The following is an 18,386-nucleotide window of genomic DNA, read 5'->3' as shown; positions in this document are numbered from 1 at the left end:
GTAATTTACCGCGTCCCATCGGGGGCTCGCCACGGGGCGCGGTTTGGTTAGGATACGTGCCGCCGACGCATTCCCGATTTTCCCTTTGAATCCGCGCAAGGTTTTTCCATGGCACGGCTCGCCCACCACGTTTTTTTCACGCTGAAAGACAACTCCCCGGCCGCGGTCGACAGCTTGGTCGCCGACTGCCAAAAATACCTGGACGACCACGACGGCGTGGTAGGGTTTTCCGTCGGCCGTCGCGACACCGAACTGGACCGGGCGGTGAACGTCAAATTCGACGTCTCGCTGCACGTGATCTTCCGCGACCGCGCGACGCACGACGTCTATCAAACGGCACCGCGGCACCTGGAATTCATCGAGCGTCAAAAAGAGAACTGGGCGACGGTCCAGGTCTGCGACAGCCTGCTGGAAGATTAGTGGATCGAGCGCGCGCGAAAAGGGGACGGGGGTCAATAGCCGGTACGGCCCTCCGGGTGCTTCGCACTATTGACCCCCGTCCCCTTTTCGCTCTGCGCCAGCGGATCCGATTAACGGAGCGTTGGAATCGTGTTGGCGAGCACCTTTCGATAGACGTCGGCGGTGCGGGTTGCCATCGCGAGATCAGAAAACGCTTCCTCGTGACGTTCCTTCGCGGCGTCGGACATCTGTTGCCATTCGTGCACGCCCGAGATCAGTTCGTCCAGTTTTCCGGCCAGACTTTCGGCATCCCCCGGCTCGGCCAACAAACCTTGGGCGCCGTCGGTGACCGCCTCGGGGGTCCCCTCGACCCGTGTCGCGACCACCGGCAATCCCGCGGCCATGGCTTCTAAGACGACCATCGGCAGCCCCTCGCCGTACAGACTGGGCAGCACCATCGCATCCAGCTTGGCCAGTTCCGCGGGAACGTTCTCGGTGAATCCGACTCGCTCGATCAGCCCGGTAATTCGCAATTGTGCGATCAGGTTTTCGATCGATTCGCGGTAGGCGTCCGTTTCATACGGTCCGATGATGCGTAGTCGAACGTCGTGTCGATCCTGTAGTTTTGCGATCGCCTGCAAGGCCACTTCCAATCCCTTTCGCGGCCGCATCAACGCGACCATGCCCAGCACCCAGCGACCGCCGACAATGGGCGTCGTCGTCCGCGGCGGACAGATCGCGGGCACGCCGTTGTGCACCACCGAGACATCTTCTTCGCGACAACCGCGGCGAATGCAATCCAACCGTAAACTTTCCGAAACCGTGATCAGGTGGTCGCACCGGTGCAGGGAAAGTCTTTCGACCGCGGCGTTGACATGGTTGGTCAGGGGGTTGGACGAATCCCGCGCCGCGGGGCTGTGGACGTGGTAAATCCACGGCAATCCGGTCAGCCGCGAGGCGAGTGCGGCGATCATGGCTGTTCGCGGCGTGTGCGCGTGCAACAGGTCATAGCGATTTCGACGGACCAGGTGGCGAATCTTCCACGCCGCCCGCAAGTCGAATCGATTCTTCATTTCCGCCGGATAGCACGCCCCCCAGGCCCCGCCGTGTTCGGTCAGCGTTTTGGCAAACTGACCCGGCTTCACACAGGCAAAGTCGGCTTGGACGGAGCATTGTGGCAAGCATCGTCCGAGGTGTGACTGGACACGCTCGGCGCCCGCGAAATGTTCCCCGTTGACGAGGTGCAACACGCGAACCGTAGAAATCGGGAGCTGTCCCCCGTCCTGATTCTCGACATCGTTTTCCCGCATCGCGACCTGCGGATGGATGACGATCGGAGTTGGAGTGTTTGGCCCGAGCGGGCTCGATCGGCCGAGGTTTCCAGCTTGCATGATGTCGTTGGGGGCGCAATAGATCGGGTCGTTTCAACAAGTTGCGTCGCGTTTGCCAGCCGCCGCGGGCAATTCGTCTCGTCGCATGGGAACCGACGCCAAGCGAAGCTTCGGTGGGATCGAAATTGCGGATTGCTCCGGTTATTCGGGCGACTGAATCGTCCGGAGCGCCTCTGGGGAAACGCGGCCGATTCGGCTACAGTACGCGTTTCGTCTCCATCCCGGTCAGTCATTCCCCCCTACCAGCTCAATACCCTTGAAAGCTTCCATCGTTCTATTGCCCGGCGACGGCATCGGCCCGGAAATCACGCAGCAAGCCAAACGTGTGCTCGAAGCGATCGGTGATCGTTTCGGCCACGAATTCACGTTTCAATCGCATTTGATCGGTGGAATCGCGATCGACGAAACCGGGGATCCGTTGCCGGAGGCGACGATTCAGGCGTGCCGAGATTCTGATGCGATTCTGTTGGGTGCCGTGGGTGGCCCCAAGTGGGACGATCCGTCGGCGAAAACGCGTCCGGAGGCGGGCCTGCTGAAGATCCGCAAGGAATTGGGGCTGTTCGCCAACCTGCGGCCGATCAAATTGTTCGACCAGCTGATCGACGCGTCGCCGCTTCGCCGTGAGATCATCGAAGGCACCGACATTCTGTTTCTGCGGGAATTGACCGGCGGAATCTACTTCGGCGAGTCGGGCCGAACCGGATCCGGTGCCGAGGAGACCGCCAGTCAAGCAATGGTGTACAGCGTCGCGGAAGTCGAGCGCATTGTCCGTCTGGCGGCACAGGCGGCCAAGGGACGCGACAATCGATTAACCAGCGTCGACAAGGCCAATGTGCTGGAGCCGAGTCGGTTGTGGCGTCAAACCGCCGCCCGGGTGATGGCCGAAGAGTTTCCCGAGGTGGAATATGACGTCGTGCTGGTCGACGCGATGGCGATGCACTTGATCAATCGCCCGTCGGACTTTGACGTCGTGGTGACCGGCAACATGTTCGGCGACATCCTGACCGACGAAGCGTCGATGTTGCCGGGTTCGTTGGGCATGCTGCCCAGCGCCTCACTGGGCAGTGACGGTCCGGGGTTGTATGAACCGATCCACGGGTCGGCACCCGATATCGCGGGCAAAGGCATCGCCAATCCGCTGGCGACGATCCTAGCCGCGGCGATGCTGCTGCGTCATTCGCTGAACGCGGAAACCGAAGCGGCGGCGATCGAACAAGCCGTCGCCGACGTTTTGGCCGCCGGGTTGCGAACCGCCGACATCGCGCGTGGCGGTCCGTCGGTCAGCACCGATGCGATGGGAGACGCGGTCGTCGATCAAATCAAGCAGTGATTGGTTTGCGATGACATCGCAGTGAATCGGGAACCCTGATGAACGACACTCTACTTCGACCAGAGATGGGGATGCTGGCGAGCACCGTCTGGTTGTCCACGCGGGCAATGATTCTCGTTGCCGTGATCCTGTCCGCGCTGGGAATCGCGTCGTTGGTCGGATTCCTGCTGTCGCGTCGTGAAACGATGGGCGTCGATTCGGCGCTCGTCCGGCGGTACAACCAGAAACTGCGCGTCTGGTGGTTGATGACGGCGATCTTCGTGTTCGGTTTTCTGTTGCAGCGAATCGGAGTCGTCGTGCTGTTCGGATTCGTGTCGTTCTGGGCGTTGCGCGAATTCATCACCATGACACCGACGCGGCGCGGTGATCACCGCACGCTGTTCTGGGTGTTCTTTGTGTTTACGCCGCTGCAGTACATCCTGATCGCCTTGGGCAGCCATCCGCCCAGCTACGTCCCGCAGAACGATTACTACGGGTTGTACAGCATCATGATCCCGGTCTACGCCAGCCTGTTCATTCCCGCCCGGGCCGCGATCGCCGGCGACTACAAGCGGTTTCTCGAACGCAGTGCAAAAATCCAAGCCGGATTGCTGATTTGTGTTTATGCGCTCAGCTACGCCCCGGCGCTGTTGGATCTGAATCTGGTGCGTACCGGCGGTGAACCCTGGCGTGGCAGTAACGTCAGCGTGTTGATCTTTTTGGTCGTGATCGCGCAGCTGGCCGCTGTGCTGGAACGCGGCTGGAGCAAGCTGGCCGGACGCCATGTGATCGCAGAAAAAATCAACGGGTCACGAACTTGGGAAGGCGTGCTGGGATCGATGGTGACCACGGGGTTGATCGCGGCGGCGCTGTCATGGGCGACGCCGTTTTACCCCTGGGAAGCCGGGGTGCTGGCGGCCGTCGTGACCACCATGGCCTGTGGCGGGGCGATGACGATGAGTGCGATCAAACGTGACCGTGGCGTCACCGACACCGGAACGCTGGTTCAAGGCCACGCGGGGGTGCTCGACCAGATCGACAACATCTGTTTTGCCGCCCCGGTTTTCTATCACCTGACTCGCTATTTCTTTTCAGCCTGATGACGTTGCGTTTATTCGACACCCACGCGCACTTGAACGTCGATGCGTTTGCCGATGACTTGGATCTGACCGTTGACCGCGCGCGACAAGCCGGCGTCGAAGCGATCATGGTGATCGGAATCGATGTCGCGACCAGCCGACGCGCGTGTGATCTGGCCGCCCAGTACCCGGGCTATCTGTACGCCGCGGTCGGCATTCAACCGAACTCGGCCGCCGAAGCCGACGCCGGCGATTTCGCCATCATCGAAGAGTTGGCCGGGTACCCCGGCGTCCGAGCGATCGGCGAGACCGGATTGGATTGCTACTGGGACGACACACCGATCGAATTGCAACACGTCTATTTCGACCGACACCTGCAGCTTTGCCGCGACACCGCATTGCCGATGGTGATTCACATGCGGGAAAGTGGCGATCTGATCGTCGATCAATTGAAACGGCAAAGCAGCGTACCGCCGGGCATCATGCATTCCTTTACCGGCGATTGGCAGTGCGCCGAAACGTGCTTGGATCTCGGATTGCACATCAGCTTTGCCGGGATGGTGACGTTCAAAAAAAGCGACGCATTGCGAGAGGTTGCAAAACAGGTGCCGGCGGATCGATTGCTGGTCGAAACCGACTCGCCCTACCTGAGTCCTGAACCGTTTCGCGGAAAACGGCCCAACGAGCCGGCGCGAGTCGAGCACACGCTGCGCTGTCTGGCCGAAGCCCGCGGCGTCTCGCCCGAGTCGCTCGCCGAAACCACCACCGAAAACGCCCGGAAGTTGTTTCAGTTGCCGTAGCACGCGGTGTTGGGATGTTTTCCTGTAGCGGAATTCGCTAAGAATTTCGCTGACCAACAGAAAAATCGAGCGTCGAGCAAGTGTAATGTCAGCGTCGGGTCCCACTCCCTTTTTTTCGGGGGGGCGGTTTAGTGCGCCGTCGGCTCATAAAGTAGGTGCCATTGGGCTAGCGCCATCAACTCACGATTGTATCGGTTGCGATTAAATCGACAGCCCGCATGCGCATCGTGCTTGTATTAGGGACGCAGCTTCAAAACACGTTCAAGAGTCGCCCCATCGGTTATGATCGGCAGGACGAATGACGGCCGCACAGACTGCAGCGATTCGCAGCTGCTTCTCGACGGGATTCCTGCACCATGGAACTGGATCAACTTCGCTACTTCTTACAGGTCGCCGCCGACGGCAATTTCACGCGGGCGGCCGAGCACTTGGGTATCTCCCAGCCCGCACTCAGTCGATCGATCGGGCGTTTGGAAGACGAACTTGGTCAACCGGTGTTCGAACGCCAGTCCCGCTGTGTCGCGCTGACCGATGCCGGCCGGTTGCTGCAAGGGCGTGCCAAAGACGTGTTGGCGATTGTGGAAGACACGCTGGCGGAGATCGTCGACGATGGACGGTCCGGACGTATTCGTGTGGGTGCAATCCCAACCATCGCACCATTCTTCTTACCCGAATTGCTCCGCCGATTCGCGACAGACTATCCCGATGCCACTGTGGTGGTCCAAGAGGAAACGACCGACGCGTTGTTGAAAGCCTGTGCCGACGGAAAGGTCGATGTGGCGATCCTGGCGTTGCCGATCCACGCCAAATACTTGGAGATCGAAAGGCTGTTGGACGAGGAACTGGTGCTGGTGTTGCCGCCGAATCACGAGCTGGTGTCCAAGCCGTCGATCGAGCTGTCGGACCTCGAACAGGTTCCCTTCGTCTTGCTCGGTGAGGCGCATTGTTTGTCAGACAACATCGTCTCGTTTTGCAAGCAGCAAGCCTTCCATCCGGTGTCGGTCGAACGCACCAGCCAGATGGCGACGGTCCAGGAACTGGTTTCGCTCTCGCACGGCATTTCCATGATCCCGATGATGGCCCGCCGCTTGGATCAATCCGACCGCCGCGTCTACCGTTCGCTCAGCGGAGTTCCGCCGACGCGAACGATCGTGGCCGCCTGGAATCCCTATCGGTATCAAAGCCGTCTGCTGAAATCGTTTCGCCAAACCCTGCGGGAGCACGCCCAGTCGATTTCTTACGAGTCGTCTTCGTAGCTACGCTCGCCAGAGCGTGGCAAACGGTGGAGCGCAAAGACGAAACCCTCCCTGGAGAGGTCGTGCGGTTTTTCAAATTAACCCTCCTGGCAGGAGGGTCGAGCGCAGCGAGGGGAGGTCGAACGGTGAATCGCTGGACGAGCTTTTGTCCGCCGGTCGTGTCAAATCGCGGATCAACCCTCCCCGCGTCGTCGCTCACTCCTCTGCGACCCTCCCAAGGGGAGGGTGAAGTCGTAAACGCCTGTTAAATCAGAGGTTAAAAACCGCACACCTCTGGAAGGGAGGGTGACTTACTTGATGAACGACTTATAAACCGCACGACCTCGGCAGGGATTGTCGAAGGCGAGGGTGTTGTTGCTGACTGCACGTCTTGCGGCGGCGTATCGTCGGTGTAAATCACACCGCGAACCAGTTCCTGGCGAAGGGAACTGCGATTCACCGGGACGTCTTTATGAGTTCGACTTTGATTCCGAATCGGCGGCGTCTTCGTACGGCTCCGCGTCCTCGTAGTCCTCGTCATCCTCATACGCTTCCTCCTCGGCGGCTTCTTGCTGGGCGGCTTCCTGCATTGCGATGCGTTTTTTGTCGCGTTCCAGGAAGTCGCCGGTGACCTGGTCTTCGCTCAGGTTCGCTTCGGCGAATTGCATCAATTGGCCCATCGGTTCGCGTTCGTATTTGAAATCATCCATCACGAATTTCATTTTTTTGCCGTCGACTTCGTAATAGACTTTGGCGATCCCCTTGGCTTCCCACTTGCGTTTGTCGATTCTGGTGATCGCATCGATCGGCACCTCCCGGCCTTTGCTGTTGCGAATCAGCGTCTCATCCCCTTCGACCCAGGTGCCTTGGCCGGACATGAACATCAACAGTGCGGGGATGCCGAACAGCATGCACAGCACGACCATCATAAATTGGCTGCCGATATCATGGCGAATGTCATCGGCGGTCTTGGCCGGCGTGATCGTCGGCCATCCATTTTCACCGGCCAGCTCTTTCCAGGCCTCGCGGCGGTTCTCCTCGGGCAGACTCTCGTAGGCTTCGGCGATCGTCAGCTTTTTCGGATAGCCGATCAGCCCGTCGTACAGGCACCACCCTGCAAATGCCGTGCAACCCAGAAAGACGTACAGGAATTTGCGAAAGAACGGTTGGTGAACGTCAGCACGAATCATCAAATCGGTACCGGTGGGCGTGAAGCGGGCGTGTCGGATCCATTATGATTGAGAAAGATCGATCGAATAGCTCCTTCCGGTTCGATCGGCGGATCAAAGCATAACAAAAGAGACTTCGAATGTCGGATACACCGCTTTTCAATCGACTCGACCACATCGCAATCGTCGTGCGAGACACCGACGAAGCATTGGCGTTTTATCGTGACCAACTGGGATTGCCGGTCGTGCTGAGCGAGGAAATTCCCAGCGGCAACGTGCGGCTGACGCATTTGGACATGGGCAATGTCCATTTGCAACTGGTCCAACCGTTGACCGAGGACCATCCGCTGCACGCGCATTTGGCCCAGCACGGCGAGGGGTTGCACCACCTGTGTTTCCAAACCAACGACGTCGCGGAATCGTTGGCCGAATTGCCGGCGCGAGGCATGCGGGCGAAATCCGAGACGCCGCACGACGCGCCACGGGGCCGCAAGGCCGGATTCATCGACCCGGAAACCACCCGCGGCGTGGTCTGGGAAATGACCGGCCCGATGTGAATCGGGCCTGTGGGGCTGTGATCAACAGATCGTTCGATAGTAGTCGACGCTTTGTTCCAGACCGGATTTCATGTCGACGTCGGGTTCGAATTGCAGCTTCGTCCGGGCCTGGGTGATGTCGGCCAGTGAATCCTTGATGTCCCCCAGTCGCGGCGGGTCGTGAATCGGCTGGATGTCCTGACCCAGGATCTCGCGGAGCATGGTCAACAACCCCAACAGCGTCGTGCGTTGGCCTTGTCCGATGTTGAAGATTCCGCCGTTGACTCCGGGTATGGTCGCGGCCAACAGATTGGCCTTGGCGACGTCGCGGACGAAGACAAAGTCGCGCGACTGCGATCCGTCGCCGTAGATCACCGGTCGTTTTCCCGAAAGGATCATCGAAACGAAACGCGGGATCACCGCGCTGTATTCACTTTGCGGATCTTGTCGCGGGCCGAAGACGTTGAAGTAGCGCAGGATCACGGTTTCGATCGTCGCGGTTCGCGAGAACGATTGCATGTAGGCTTCGGCGGCCAACTTCGACGCGGCGTAGGGAGACAACGGGGCGGGCGTGTCTTCTTCGCGTTTGCTGACATACGGGGAATCCCCATAGGCGGCACTGGTGCTGGCCAGGACCATGCGGCGGACGCCGGCCGCATCGGCCGCCGCCAACAGATTGATGGTGCTGGTCGCGCACCAGGCGTGGCACAATGCCGGTTCGCGCATCGAGCGGGGGACGCTGGCCATCGCGGCATGATGAAACACGGCGTCGCAGCCCGCCACCGCCTTTTCCGTCACCGCCGCATCGGCCGCGTCGCCGCGAATGATCTGGACATGGGGATGGTCGCTTAGATGTTGCAGATTGGATTCGTACCCGGTGCTGAAATTGTCCAGAACGCGGACCGACGCCTGTTGGCTGAGCAAGGCATCGACCAGGTGCGAACCGATGAAGCCGGCCCCTCCGGTGACCAGGCAGGTCGTACCGGCTAGAGGATGTGCGGCGTCGGGAAGCGTGATTGAGTCGAACATGAAGAAAACTTTATTTCGTCGGGTGTATCAAAACAGCGGCGCATCGGGAGGGCCGGACAGCGGCGCGCGACCGCATCCAACTCTTGCGCAGAAAAGCTGCGGGGCGTCCAGAATTTACGGAACCATCGCGATTTCCTGAAGTCAGACGAGTGTTTATTCCAGCGGCGTAAGTGTCCGAAAACCGCCAACATTCTGTCGATGAAGCGGATTCTTCCGACCGGGAAGCGTTTTTGGGGCGTCCGATTTTCGAAATCGCTATGGACGGAATCCGATGAGGGTTAAACTACATTGGCACGGATTCCCGGTGGGTGTTGAGCGAAGTCTCCATCGATCGGCCTTCGGGAAACCGCGTTTTCCCAGTCAAATGCCCCACTGGCGTTGGAGCCGTTGATTCGACATGTTGAGTTTTGAAGCTGTCGGTTTTCCCCCATCGTGACAGATTCATTCAACGGATCCTTGTTTGTAACCTGGACCGCGACCAGACTGCTCCCGCACGGCCCACACGCACGAATTGGCCGACATTCTCGACTTGTCGGTGCTCCCCACGCTCTGCCGAAACAGATTCACGCCCCACGATGATTGCAGAACAAACTTCGACACCAACTTCCCAACGACGCAGCCGCCAGATCGCGGCGACGGGGTCGACGCAACCGCTGGATGTCCTCGGAGCGCTATGGCGTTATCGATGGGCAGTCATTGTGCCGGCCTTCCTATTCGGAGTGATCGGTTTTTTAGTTTACCTGCGGACCCCGGAGACCTTTCGCAGCAGCACGCGGCTGATGGTCGAATCGAACCGTCCGCCGATCTTCGACGCGTTGACCGGCGAAGTCGTCGGCGGCGTCCCGGACATCGAAGTCTTGCAGGCCCAATTGTTCAGCGACACCGTCGCGACGATGGCCTTCAACGACCCCGACATGGCGCCCCACCGTGAGTTCTACGGCAACAGCATCGAACGATTCATCGTCGAAGTCCAAAAACAGCTGGAGCTTGAACCGGAGGTCACCGACATCACAACAGCTCAGTCCCTGATCACGCTGCTGCACTTCGACAGTGGCAACACCGAACACTGCGAAGCCGCGATCAAGGCCTACAGCAAGGCGCTCCAGGATTATTACGACCAACGGCACCGAAGCGCCCGGGCTGACCTTTCACGCTTGATCAAAATCGCGATCGATGAGGTCGGCCCCAAGCTGTCGAAACTGGAAGAGCGTTACGCGGAGTTTCGTCGCGACGCTCCGCTGACGTGGGACCCCGATGGTCGCGTCCAGAACCCGCGCCGCGAGCAACAGCAATACTTGACCAAACGCCTCTCGTCACAAACCGAGGAATGGCGTCGCGAGAAAGAAGTGCTCCATTCGATGAAGGAGGTCGCCGAGCAGACGGACGACCCGCGAATCGCGCTCAGTGTGATGAGCCAGTTGTTGGGTGTCAAAATCAGTGCGGTGGGCAACACCCGTGAGCCCGATCCGCTGATCGGTGACAGTCTGCTTGCGGAAATCGATTTGGAAAAGAAGCTGCTGCCGCTGATCGTTGCCAAGAATCAAAACGTGTCCCAATTCGGGCCCTCTCACCCGACGGTCAAAGCACTCGATCAGGAACTGGAAACCACCCGCGAAGAACTGCTCCGTCTCGTGCGTGAGCAGGCCGATCGGATCACCAAGCTGCGACGAGAATGGTACGAAGACCTTGGCGACCCGGTCGAACGAGCCAGAGAAACCGTCCAAGCGGTCCTTGCCTCGCACGAGGCCAAGGTCAAGATGTTGGAAGGATTCGTTGACGAGTTGGAAGAACAAATCATCACTGAAAAGTTGGCGGCAGCTGATATCTCGAACTACGAACTGGAAAACGATGCCATTGTTCGAGAGATGGAACAGTACCGCGCAATGATGCAACAACTCGAGGAGAACTTGGGCAAGACCAAGCTGTCTGACGAGGAGAGCGTGACTCAGGTGGTCGAGTTGATGAAGCCGACCAAGGCCTACCTGGTCGGCCCGAGCATCCTGAAACTCGGCGGCCTCGGCACACTGGTCGGCCTGATACTCGGTGGCGGGTTGGCGCTGTTGTTGGAAAAGAACGCCAACACGTTCCGTGATCCCGATGAAATCAGTGCAATGCTGGGTGTCGCGATCCTGACCCACATCCCGTTCTTCCGCGGCAAGCGACGCAAAACGAAGAAGGGCGAGATCGATCCTTACAAGACGCTGTCGACCGATTTGACCGTCGTGCACCAACCGGCTTCGTCGGCGGCCGAAGCGATCCGCTCACTGCGGACCACGGTCTTCTTTGACACCACCAACATCGACGGCGGCAAGGTGATTCAAATCACCAGCCCGCTGCCGGGTGATGGCAAGAGCACGATCGCGTGCAACCTGGCTTGCTCGATCGCCCAAAGCGGTAAACGTGTGTTGGCGATCGACTGTGACCTTCGACGACCACAACTGACCGACAATTTCGACTGTGACAGCAAGTTGGGACTGACCAATGTGCTCAACGGCGAATGCGAACCGCTCGATGCCGCCCATGCCACACCGCTGGCAAAACTTTCGATCATGCCCTGTGGCCCGATCCCAAGCAATCCGGCCGAGGCACTGTCGTTGCCGGTGATGAACGAGTTGCTCGAAGTTTTGAGAGAGCAATATGATTACATCATCTTGGACACTCCGCCGCTGTTGGTCGTGACCGACCCCAGCATCACCGCCAGCATGGCCGACGCGTTGATCTTGACCCTGCGGATTCGTCGCAAGAGCAAACCGAACGCACGCGAGGCACTGAATATCCTCAACGGCGTCGGCGCGAATGTCTTGGGCGTGGTGATCAACAACTCCGACGAAGCCAATGCCAGCGATGGTTACCGCGGATACGGATACTACAAGCACGGACGCTACGGCGGGTACTACCGACGCAACGGCCAGACCTCTGGCACCAGTGTCGCCGTCACATCCAACAACTCGATCCGCGTCTCGCGGACCACTCCGGCAATTCCCTCGGGAGCGTCCACCGGAAATGGAGCCAAACCGGCGGTGAAGAACGGCTCTGCCTCGCCCCGGGGAGCGACGGCCAGCCAGGGACGGCCCTACGCTTCGAACGGCTCAGGGACACTGCTGGTCGACCCGCCCAGCCAGGCGGGCAAGTCGCAATCGGGTGGTGAGACGGGTGGCCCGCAGGGAGCGTCGTCGGTCCAATCGAAGTTCGATGACTGATACGCGTCGCCGCGATGAATTGAACCATTACGACCCGCACACACTTCAAATCCGCAGACTGTAAGAATGTCGACCACCGATTCGACAGGTTTGTACACGTCGATGATCGACGAGGCCGAAACGAACGCGACCGCCGCAAATTTGGAGTTAGAGCCCCATCCGAATTGGCGGTGGTTTTGGCTCGGTCTGCTGCTGGCCGTTCTGCCGTTGCTGGTGCCCTACTTCATCAGCATGTGGGAAAAGCCGACGTATCGGTATTTCCCGTTTGCGATCGCCGCGGTGGCTTGGTTGACCTATGTCCGCAGCGACGGCCATTTCTATCCGCCACGAGGCTGGTTCAGTTGGGCAGCCATCGGGTTTGCGTTGTTTCTGGTCGCGTTCGGGACCGTGTTGCAGTTTCCGTGGTTCGCCGCGGTGGCGTTGTCCATCCTGTGTGCGGCCATGTTGTATGCGATGCGCGGCCCGGATGATGAGAATTTGCTGGTCGTCGTACTGCCCCTGCTGACGACGGTCCAACTGATACGCGCCGACACCTTGCTGGTGCTTTGGCTGCAGAATGTGACGACGTGGATGTCGAGCGTGATGTTGGACACGCTGGCGGTTCCACACGCGGTCACCAACAACGTGATCCAGCTGGCCGACCGAGAGTTGTTCGTGGCCGAGGCGTGCAGCGGCATTCAGTCGGTCTTCACGCTCAGCTTTTTGGCGTTCTTGATGATCGCCTGGCGGCGGCGACGGATTTGGATGGCGCCGTTGTACATCGCGATCGCTTGTCTGTTGGCCATTTTTGCCAACGTGGTCCGTGTCACCGTGGTCGCCCTGGTTGCCAATTCCTATGAATTCGATTTGGCGGTGGGTTGGCCGCACGAACTGTTGGGTTACATCGCGTTGGCGATGGCCTTCGGGTTCTTGTTGTCGTTTGATTACCTGGTCGCGACGCTACTGCACCGCGTCCCGGAGGAATCCGAGTTCAATCCGTTGGTGTCGGCGTGGAATTACCTGTCATTGCGGAACGTCGAGGACGGCGGCGGGCGTGGGACGCAGCGGAGCGTCACCGACCTGCTGGACCGGGACAGCCGCAGCGGCGCGTTCCAATGGGCACAGCGGTTGGTCGACAACCGGATCGCGCAAATCAGTTTTGCCGTTCTCGCCGGCGTGATCTGCTTGGCATCGCTGGCCCAGGTGGTCCGGTCGCGTCGCCCCGCCAACATGGTTGAAAGCGACAAGTCACTGGTCTTTGATCCGCCCTCGGATCTGATCGCCGATTCCTTGAATGTCTTGACGGTCGTCGGGCACAAGGCCAATCGGGGTTACGAAGAGCCTCGCTTGGGCGCGAACTCCGATGTCTGGGAATGCCGCTGGAACGAGGTGACGGTTCAGTTCGTGTTGAGCCAACCGCACCAGGGCTGGCACGAACTGTGCAACTGTTACGAGCGGCTGGATTGGACGTTGCTGGACCGCGACATTCGATCGCCCGACGAATTCGAAGATTTCGAAGTCATCGCACAGAATCCCGACGCACTGAGTTCCACTTATGTCGTCGCCCGCTTTAAACGCGGCCCGACCCAGCACGGCTATTTGATTTTTGCCGGAATCGGCAGCGACGGGACGCTGGTCGATGCACCGGACAGCCTGTCCGCGTTCACCCACCGGGTTTGGAATCGAATCGATACGACCGGTGTTTGGGATCAAAGCGAGGTGATCATGTTGCAGATGTGGATCACATCGCCGGACAAATTGAAACCTCGGCAGTTGATCGAAATGCAAGAGGAGTTCATTGCGGCGCGAGCCCGTATCGCCGATGCGATTGTCAAAAACGCCGGGCGAAAACTCCCGGCCCAAGCCTTGCGGGGTGATTCTCCATCGGCCGTGTCCTCGTTGGCGGCGTCCGCCGATGCCGTCACGAAAAAGGAGCTGAAATAAGATGCAATTCCTGAACCCGCTGGCCTGGTTCCGCTGGATGGGCGAATTCGTTCACAGTTGGTTTCTGGGGATTCCTTGGCGTGATGCCCCCAAAGCGATTCCGGCGATCATCCTGTCCCTGGTGTTGTTCACGACCGGTTTCATCGCGTTCAGCGGTGGGACGGGTTGGCGGAACCGTCAGCTGGAACGTCAGCTGAAAGTCGCGTTGGACCGCGAAGACTTTCCGACGGCGGAGATCGTGATTCGCCGTCAATTGGAAGCCGATCCGAGCAACATGCAGTTGATCCACCGCTTCGCGCTCGTCCGCGAAGCCCAATCGTTTGAAGAAGAAGCCAAGGTCCTGATGCGGCGTCTGCTGACGCGTCGCCATCTCCCGGCAGCGAAGTGGTTGTTAGAAAACCAGATCATCGGCAAGAAGCTGACCGATTTCGAGCCCGAGGAACTGGACGAGATCGGCACGGTATTGGAATTGATCACCGAAAGCGAAGACGACAATCTGGGCGTCAAACGGATGTACGCCGAGTACCTGATCTATCGCCAGCGTCTCAGTTCGGCGATTCCCGTCTTGATCGAATTGTCCGAAGCCGAACCGATGCGCGGGTTACAGGCGGCGGCGCTGGCGCGTCAATTGAACGAAATGGATGCGGCCGAGCGTTATGCATCGACCGCTTTGGAACGCGTCGAAGAACTGCACAAGGACGATCCGACGAACACGTATTATGCGATGAGTATCGCCCGCAACCAAATCTTCCTGGAACGTCACAGTGACGCGATCCGCACGTTGAAGCGGAGCGTCGACGTGGCTAAAACCCCCGACGAGCGGCGGGTGCTGACCCAGGCCCTCGGCGACGCGATCATCGCGTACATTACCTACATCGAAAAATCGCCGACCAACACCGTGCAAGAAAGGCTGCGAGTGCTGCGAATGCTTGACGCGGCCGTCAAGATCGCGCCGAATAACCCCCGCGTGGTCACGATGGTGGCCGACCACGTGCTGAGCAATCTGAATGAAAGCGATGCGCAAATCACCAGCGTCCGCGAGGCGCTGATTTCGGGTTCGCCGGCCGGGATCGCCCACTTCATCAAAGGCACCGCGGCATTGATGAACGAGGATCAGCCGATGGCCGAATTGCACCTGGAAAAGGCGGCCGAACAGATGCCGCGGAGCGCCGCGATCCTGAACAATTTGGCCGTCGCTCTGGCGATGAAGGAAGAGCCGGAGTACGACAAGGCGTTGCAAGTCTCCAACGCCGCGATCGGCAATGTCACCACGCCGACGCCGCACTTCTATGAAACGCGGGGCCAGATTCTATTTCGCATGGGGCGGTTCCGTGAGGCGATCAGCGACTTGGAACGCGCCCTGCCCGAGCCAACGTTGGCGGCCAAGGCCCATCAAATGCTGGCCGATTGTTACGACAAGGTCGGCGATGAAGACCTGGCGCAAGGGCACCGCGACGCGGCAGAAAAGCTGGCCAAGGAACAGGCTTCCGCCATTGAAATAGGCGGCCAGCGATCGGCCGAGGAGCCTGCGGAAGATGCCGAAGAAGAGTAAAGCGTCGGGCTGGGCGCTAGGTGAAGAATTCACCTTCCCTGGAGAGGTCGTACGGTTTCTAAGTCTTTGATTCTGAGGGTTTTTGCGAGTTTCTCTAGCCGCCCTGAACCACAGGCGGGTCGATTGCCCGCGGATGGCAGCGCGAACCCACGGATCCCAGGCCGCATCACATCCGCGGGTTCGCGCTGCCATCGGTGGGCTTATTCGTTCTTCCAGACCTGGGGAGTGAAGCGCGTAAACGCGTTGTATCTCTGAGGTTAAGAACCGCACGACCTCGGCAGGGAGTCGCCAGGGGAGGGGTTTGTCTGAGCTCGGCGCCTTTGTCCCCCAGACCCATCCTGCAGGGGGCTGGATGGCGGCAACGTTTGGGCTGACATTGCGGACCGAAGAGAGCTAGGATTCACCGAGGTCAGGCGGCGTTGGTACCCCTTTTTCGAAAGCGATTGATGGCTCGATTTGGCATTGTTTCCGGTCTGTTGCTGTGCATCGACACGGCGATCGCCCTGTTCGGATCACTGAACAAGGCCCCGTTGCTGTTTATTCCGATGATGCTGGGGATTCCGATCCTGTTTTTCGGCGTCGTCGCGCTCAACCCGCACCGCCGTCGCCAGGCGTTGGCGACCGCCGCGATTGTGGGCGCACTGGGAAGCTTGATCGGCTGCGGCCAACTGTTCCATTTCTTTTCCCTTTGGCGGACCCAGGGCGTGGTGAACCTGCACTCGACCCAAATTGTCTCGCTGATGGTCGCGATTTGTATCGTGTTTTCGGTCAGCTACCTGTGGTCGGTTACACCGTCCCATCGGCAGCGCGGGCGACGCTCGGCGGCCTCCCCCTGACGGGCCGGTTCGCTGGGTTGCCGTCTGCCGCGATTGACGGATGATACGTGACGCCGTATTCTCTCGATTCCTGGGCGAATCCAGCGATTCCTCGCGATCCGCCCCACCGATCATTCCATCCACAACGATCACTGTGCAAACTCAATCTGTCATTATTTGCCGCGTCCCTGGCACCGTTTGCCAGCGATGACGCGGGGGAACGAAACTGCTCCTTGGCTCGGCGACGCTTCGCTCGGCCATTGAGTGCGTTTCAAGCACAGCCTTTGGAAGAAACTTTTACCCCCGTGGCTTTCCAGCTCCGGGGGTTTTTTCGTACTTGAAAACCAGCCATGACTTCAAAACCGATCCAAATTTACGACACCACGCTGCGGGACGGATCCCAGGGGGAAGGCGTCAGTTTTTCGCTGAACGACAAACTGCAGATCGCGCTGCGATTGGCCGAGACGGGCGTCGATTTTATCGAGGGCGGCTACCCGTTGAGCAACGAAAAAGACGTGGCGTTTTTCGAGGAGATCAGAAAACACGATCTGGGCGACACCCAAGTCTGCGCCTTCGGGATGACTCGCCGACGCGGGATCGACCCGGCCGACGACCCCGGCATGAAGGCGCTGGTCGCCGCACAGACCCCGGTGATCACCGTGGTCGGAAAAACCTGGGACTACCACGCCACCGAAGTGTTGCGGGTTTCGCTGGAAGAAAACTTGGCGATGATCGGCGAAAGCGTCCAATTCTTGACCGGCAATGCGGCCGTGATCTATGACGCCGAACACTTTTTCGACGGTTATCGGGCCAACCCCGAATACGCCCTGAAAACGTTGCGGGCGGCCGCCAGCGGCGGTGCAACCGTGATGTCGCTGTGCGACACCAATGGCGGATCGCTGCCCGAACAGATCGCCGAAATCACCACGGCGGCGATCGATTCGCTGCGCGACTATCCCGACGTGACCTTCGGCATTCACTGCCACAACGACAGCGAACTGGCGGTCGCCAATTCGCTGGCCGCCGTCGACGTCGGCGCGACCCAGGTGCAAGGGACGATCAACGGCATCGGCGAACGCTGTGGCAACGCCGATTTGATTTCCGTGATGGCCAATTTGGCGCTCAAGAAAAAGGGCTACAGCGTGCTGGGCGGCCGCAGCTTGCAATCGCTGACCGAGCTGAGTCGATTCGTGTATGAAACGGCCAACTTGCAGTGGCGCGGCGGGCAAGCGTTTGTCGGTCAAAGCGCCTTTGCACACAAGGGCGGCATGCATGTCCACGCGATCAACAAGGCCGCGTCGACCTATGAGCACATCGATCCGACATTGGTCGGCAACGAGCGACGGATTCTGGTCAGCGAGCTGTCCGGCCGCAGCAATATCGTTGCCGTCGCCAACAAGCACAGCATCGAAGACGACCGCGAAACCCAAGACCGGATTTTGGCCGAGGTTGTGCGTCTGGAAAACCAAGGGTTCCAATTCGAAAACGCCGGCGGTTCGTTCGATTTGCTGATCAAACGGGTGCTCGGTTCGTTCACCCCGCACTTCAGCCCGATCAAGTACCGCGTCGTTGCCGGAGAAACCTCGGCGGACGAAAAAGACGTCTATGCCGAAGCGATTCTAAAGATCCGCGTCGGTGACCAGGACTGCTTTAATGCCGCCGAAGGCCACGGCCCGGTCAACGCGCTCGACACCGCTCTCCGCGAAACCCTGCTGCCGTCCTATCCTCAACTGCGCGACATGCGACTGGTCGATTACAAGGTGCGTGTGGTCGACAACGGCGCCGGCACCGCGGCCAGCACCCGCGTCAATATCGAAAGTGCCGATCACCACGAATCCTGGGGCACGATCGGCGTCAGCGACAATATCATCGAAGCCAGCTTTCAGGCCCTGATCGATTCTGTCGAATACAAATTGCACAAAGAAAACGTTACACCGGCAACTTAAACA

General features: G+C 59.4%; 14 protein-coding genes. 11 read left to right on the top strand and 3 right to left on the bottom strand.

Annotated features, from left to right (window positions below):
• Positions 1-108: 108 nt before the first annotated feature.
• Entirely contained in the window at positions 109-420 is a 312-nt protein-coding gene (locus tag H1B37_RS27480) for a Dabb family protein (protein WP_182870489.1), read from the top strand.
• A 110-nt stretch (positions 421-530) separates the two neighbouring features.
• Here the strand turns inward: H1B37_RS27480 and H1B37_RS27475 are convergent, their stop codons facing one another.
• On the bottom strand, positions 531-1,790 hold the full coding sequence (locus H1B37_RS27475; protein WP_182870488.1) for a glycosyltransferase family 4 protein: 1,260 nt from the start codon (positions 1,788-1,790) through the stop codon (positions 531-533).
• Between the two features lie 256 nt (positions 1,791-2,046).
• Here H1B37_RS27475 and leuB point away from each other — a divergent pair, with 256 nt between their 5' ends.
• The 4 genes from leuB (at position 2,047) to H1B37_RS27455 (ending at position 6,234) form a co-directional block, all read left to right on the top strand.
• The gene (leuB, locus tag H1B37_RS27470; RefSeq protein WP_182870487.1) at positions 2,047-3,120 is read left to right on the top strand and encodes a 3-isopropylmalate dehydrogenase; all 1,074 of its coding nucleotides are present in this window, start codon (positions 2,047-2,049) and stop codon (positions 3,118-3,120) included.
• Positions 3,121-3,158: 38 nt separating this feature from the next.
• The gene (locus H1B37_RS27465) at positions 3,159-4,199 is read left to right on the top strand and encodes a phosphatidate cytidylyltransferase (protein ID WP_286178261.1); all 1,041 of its coding nucleotides are present in this window, start codon (positions 3,159-3,161) and stop codon (positions 4,197-4,199) included.
• Complete coding sequence (locus tag H1B37_RS27460; RefSeq protein ID WP_182870486.1) at positions 4,199-4,978, top strand: TatD family hydrolase; 780 nt, start codon at positions 4,199-4,201, stop codon at positions 4,976-4,978. Before H1B37_RS27465 ends, H1B37_RS27460 begins: the two co-directional genes overlap by 1 nt.
• A gap of 356 nt (positions 4,979-5,334) precedes the next feature.
• Positions 5,335-6,234, top strand: a complete 900-nt coding sequence (locus H1B37_RS27455; protein WP_182870485.1) for a LysR family transcriptional regulator — start codon at positions 5,335-5,337, stop codon at positions 6,232-6,234.
• 449 nt (positions 6,235-6,683) lie between these two features.
• On the opposite strand, the gene H1B37_RS27450 is transcribed toward H1B37_RS27455, so the two are convergent.
• Positions 6,684-7,403: a hypothetical protein gene (locus tag H1B37_RS27450; protein WP_182870484.1), complete on the bottom strand. Its 720-nt coding sequence runs from the start codon at positions 7,401-7,403 to the stop codon at positions 6,684-6,686.
• A 119-nt stretch (positions 7,404-7,522) separates the two neighbouring features.
• Between H1B37_RS27450 and H1B37_RS27445 the strand changes: the two genes are divergently transcribed.
• Positions 7,523-7,939: a VOC family protein gene (locus H1B37_RS27445; protein WP_182870483.1), complete on the top strand. Its 417-nt coding sequence runs from the start codon at positions 7,523-7,525 to the stop codon at positions 7,937-7,939.
• 21 nt (positions 7,940-7,960) lie between these two features.
• Here H1B37_RS27445 and H1B37_RS27440 read toward each other — a convergent pair whose 3' ends face one another.
• The gene (locus H1B37_RS27440; protein WP_182870482.1) at positions 7,961-8,947 is read right to left on the bottom strand and encodes an SDR family oxidoreductase; all 987 of its coding nucleotides are present in this window, start codon (positions 8,945-8,947) and stop codon (positions 7,961-7,963) included.
• 575 nt (positions 8,948-9,522) lie between these two features.
• On the opposite strand from H1B37_RS27440, the gene H1B37_RS27435 reads away from it, so the two are divergent.
• The 5 genes from H1B37_RS27435 to cimA all read left to right on the top strand — a co-directional run bounded on the left by H1B37_RS27435 (position 9,523) and on the right by cimA (position 18,383).
• Positions 9,523-12,147, top strand: a complete 2,625-nt coding sequence (locus tag H1B37_RS27435) for a polysaccharide biosynthesis tyrosine autokinase (RefSeq protein ID WP_182870481.1) — start codon at positions 9,523-9,525, stop codon at positions 12,145-12,147.
• Positions 12,148-12,213: 66 nt separating this feature from the next.
• Positions 12,214-14,070, top strand: a complete 1,857-nt coding sequence (gene xrtU / locus H1B37_RS27430) for an exosortase U (protein WP_182870480.1) — start codon at positions 12,214-12,216, stop codon at positions 14,068-14,070.
• 1 nt (position 14,071) lies between these two features.
• Positions 14,072-15,622: a tetratricopeptide repeat protein gene (locus H1B37_RS27425; RefSeq protein ID WP_182870479.1), complete on the top strand. Its 1,551-nt coding sequence runs from the start codon at positions 14,072-14,074 to the stop codon at positions 15,620-15,622.
• Positions 15,623-16,068: 446 nt separating this feature from the next.
• Positions 16,069-16,458 (top strand): hypothetical protein, encoded by a 390-nt coding sequence (locus tag H1B37_RS27420; protein WP_182870478.1) that lies wholly within the window; start codon positions 16,069-16,071, stop codon positions 16,456-16,458.
• Positions 16,459-16,787: 329 nt separating this feature from the next.
• Positions 16,788-18,383: a citramalate synthase gene (gene cimA, locus H1B37_RS27415; RefSeq protein ID WP_182870477.1), complete on the top strand. Its 1,596-nt coding sequence runs from the start codon at positions 16,788-16,790 to the stop codon at positions 18,381-18,383.
• The last annotated feature ends 3 nt before the right edge of the window (positions 18,384-18,386 follow it).

The organism is Stieleria mannarensis, assembly GCF_014154935.1.
Taxonomy (GTDB): domain Bacteria; phylum Planctomycetota; class Planctomycetia; order Pirellulales; family Pirellulaceae; genus Stieleria; species Stieleria mannarensis.
The sequence above is the reverse complement of the archived record's forward strand: the minus strand, read 5'-3'. Positions and strand labels throughout refer to the sequence as shown.

What these genes read in the sequence shown, in the direction of transcription:
- H1B37_RS27480 (WP_182870489.1), top strand. Translation starts at nt 109, where the DNA reads ATGGCACGGCTCGCCCACCACGTTTTTTTCACGCTGAAAGACAACTCC.
- H1B37_RS27475 (WP_182870488.1), bottom strand. Translation starts at nt 1,790, where the DNA reads ATGCAAGCTGGAAACCTCGGCCGATCGAGCCCGCTCGGGCCAAACACT.
- xrtU (WP_182870480.1), top strand. Translation starts at nt 12,214, where the DNA reads ATGTCGACCACCGATTCGACAGGTTTGTACACGTCGATGATCGACGAG.
- H1B37_RS27435 (WP_182870481.1), top strand. Translation starts at nt 9,523, where the DNA reads ATGATTGCAGAACAAACTTCGACACCAACTTCCCAACGACGCAGCCGC.
- H1B37_RS27425 (WP_182870479.1), top strand. Translation starts at nt 14,072, where the DNA reads ATGCAATTCCTGAACCCGCTGGCCTGGTTCCGCTGGATGGGCGAATTC.
- H1B37_RS27455 (WP_182870485.1), top strand. Translation starts at nt 5,335, where the DNA reads ATGGAACTGGATCAACTTCGCTACTTCTTACAGGTCGCCGCCGACGGC.
- H1B37_RS27460 (WP_182870486.1), top strand. Translation starts at nt 4,199, where the DNA reads ATGACGTTGCGTTTATTCGACACCCACGCGCACTTGAACGTCGATGCG.
- H1B37_RS27440 (WP_182870482.1), bottom strand. Translation starts at nt 8,947, where the DNA reads ATGTTCGACTCAATCACGCTTCCCGACGCCGCACATCCTCTAGCCGGT.
- H1B37_RS27465 (WP_286178261.1), top strand. Translation starts at nt 3,159, where the DNA reads ATGAACGACACTCTACTTCGACCAGAGATGGGGATGCTGGCGAGCACC.
- H1B37_RS27420 (WP_182870478.1), top strand. Translation starts at nt 16,069, where the DNA reads ATGGCTCGATTTGGCATTGTTTCCGGTCTGTTGCTGTGCATCGACACG.
- H1B37_RS27445 (WP_182870483.1), top strand. Translation starts at nt 7,523, where the DNA reads ATGTCGGATACACCGCTTTTCAATCGACTCGACCACATCGCAATCGTC.
- H1B37_RS27450 (WP_182870484.1), bottom strand. Translation starts at nt 7,403, where the DNA reads ATGATTCGTGCTGACGTTCACCAACCGTTCTTTCGCAAATTCCTGTAC.
- cimA (WP_182870477.1), top strand. Translation starts at nt 16,788, where the DNA reads ATGACTTCAAAACCGATCCAAATTTACGACACCACGCTGCGGGACGGA.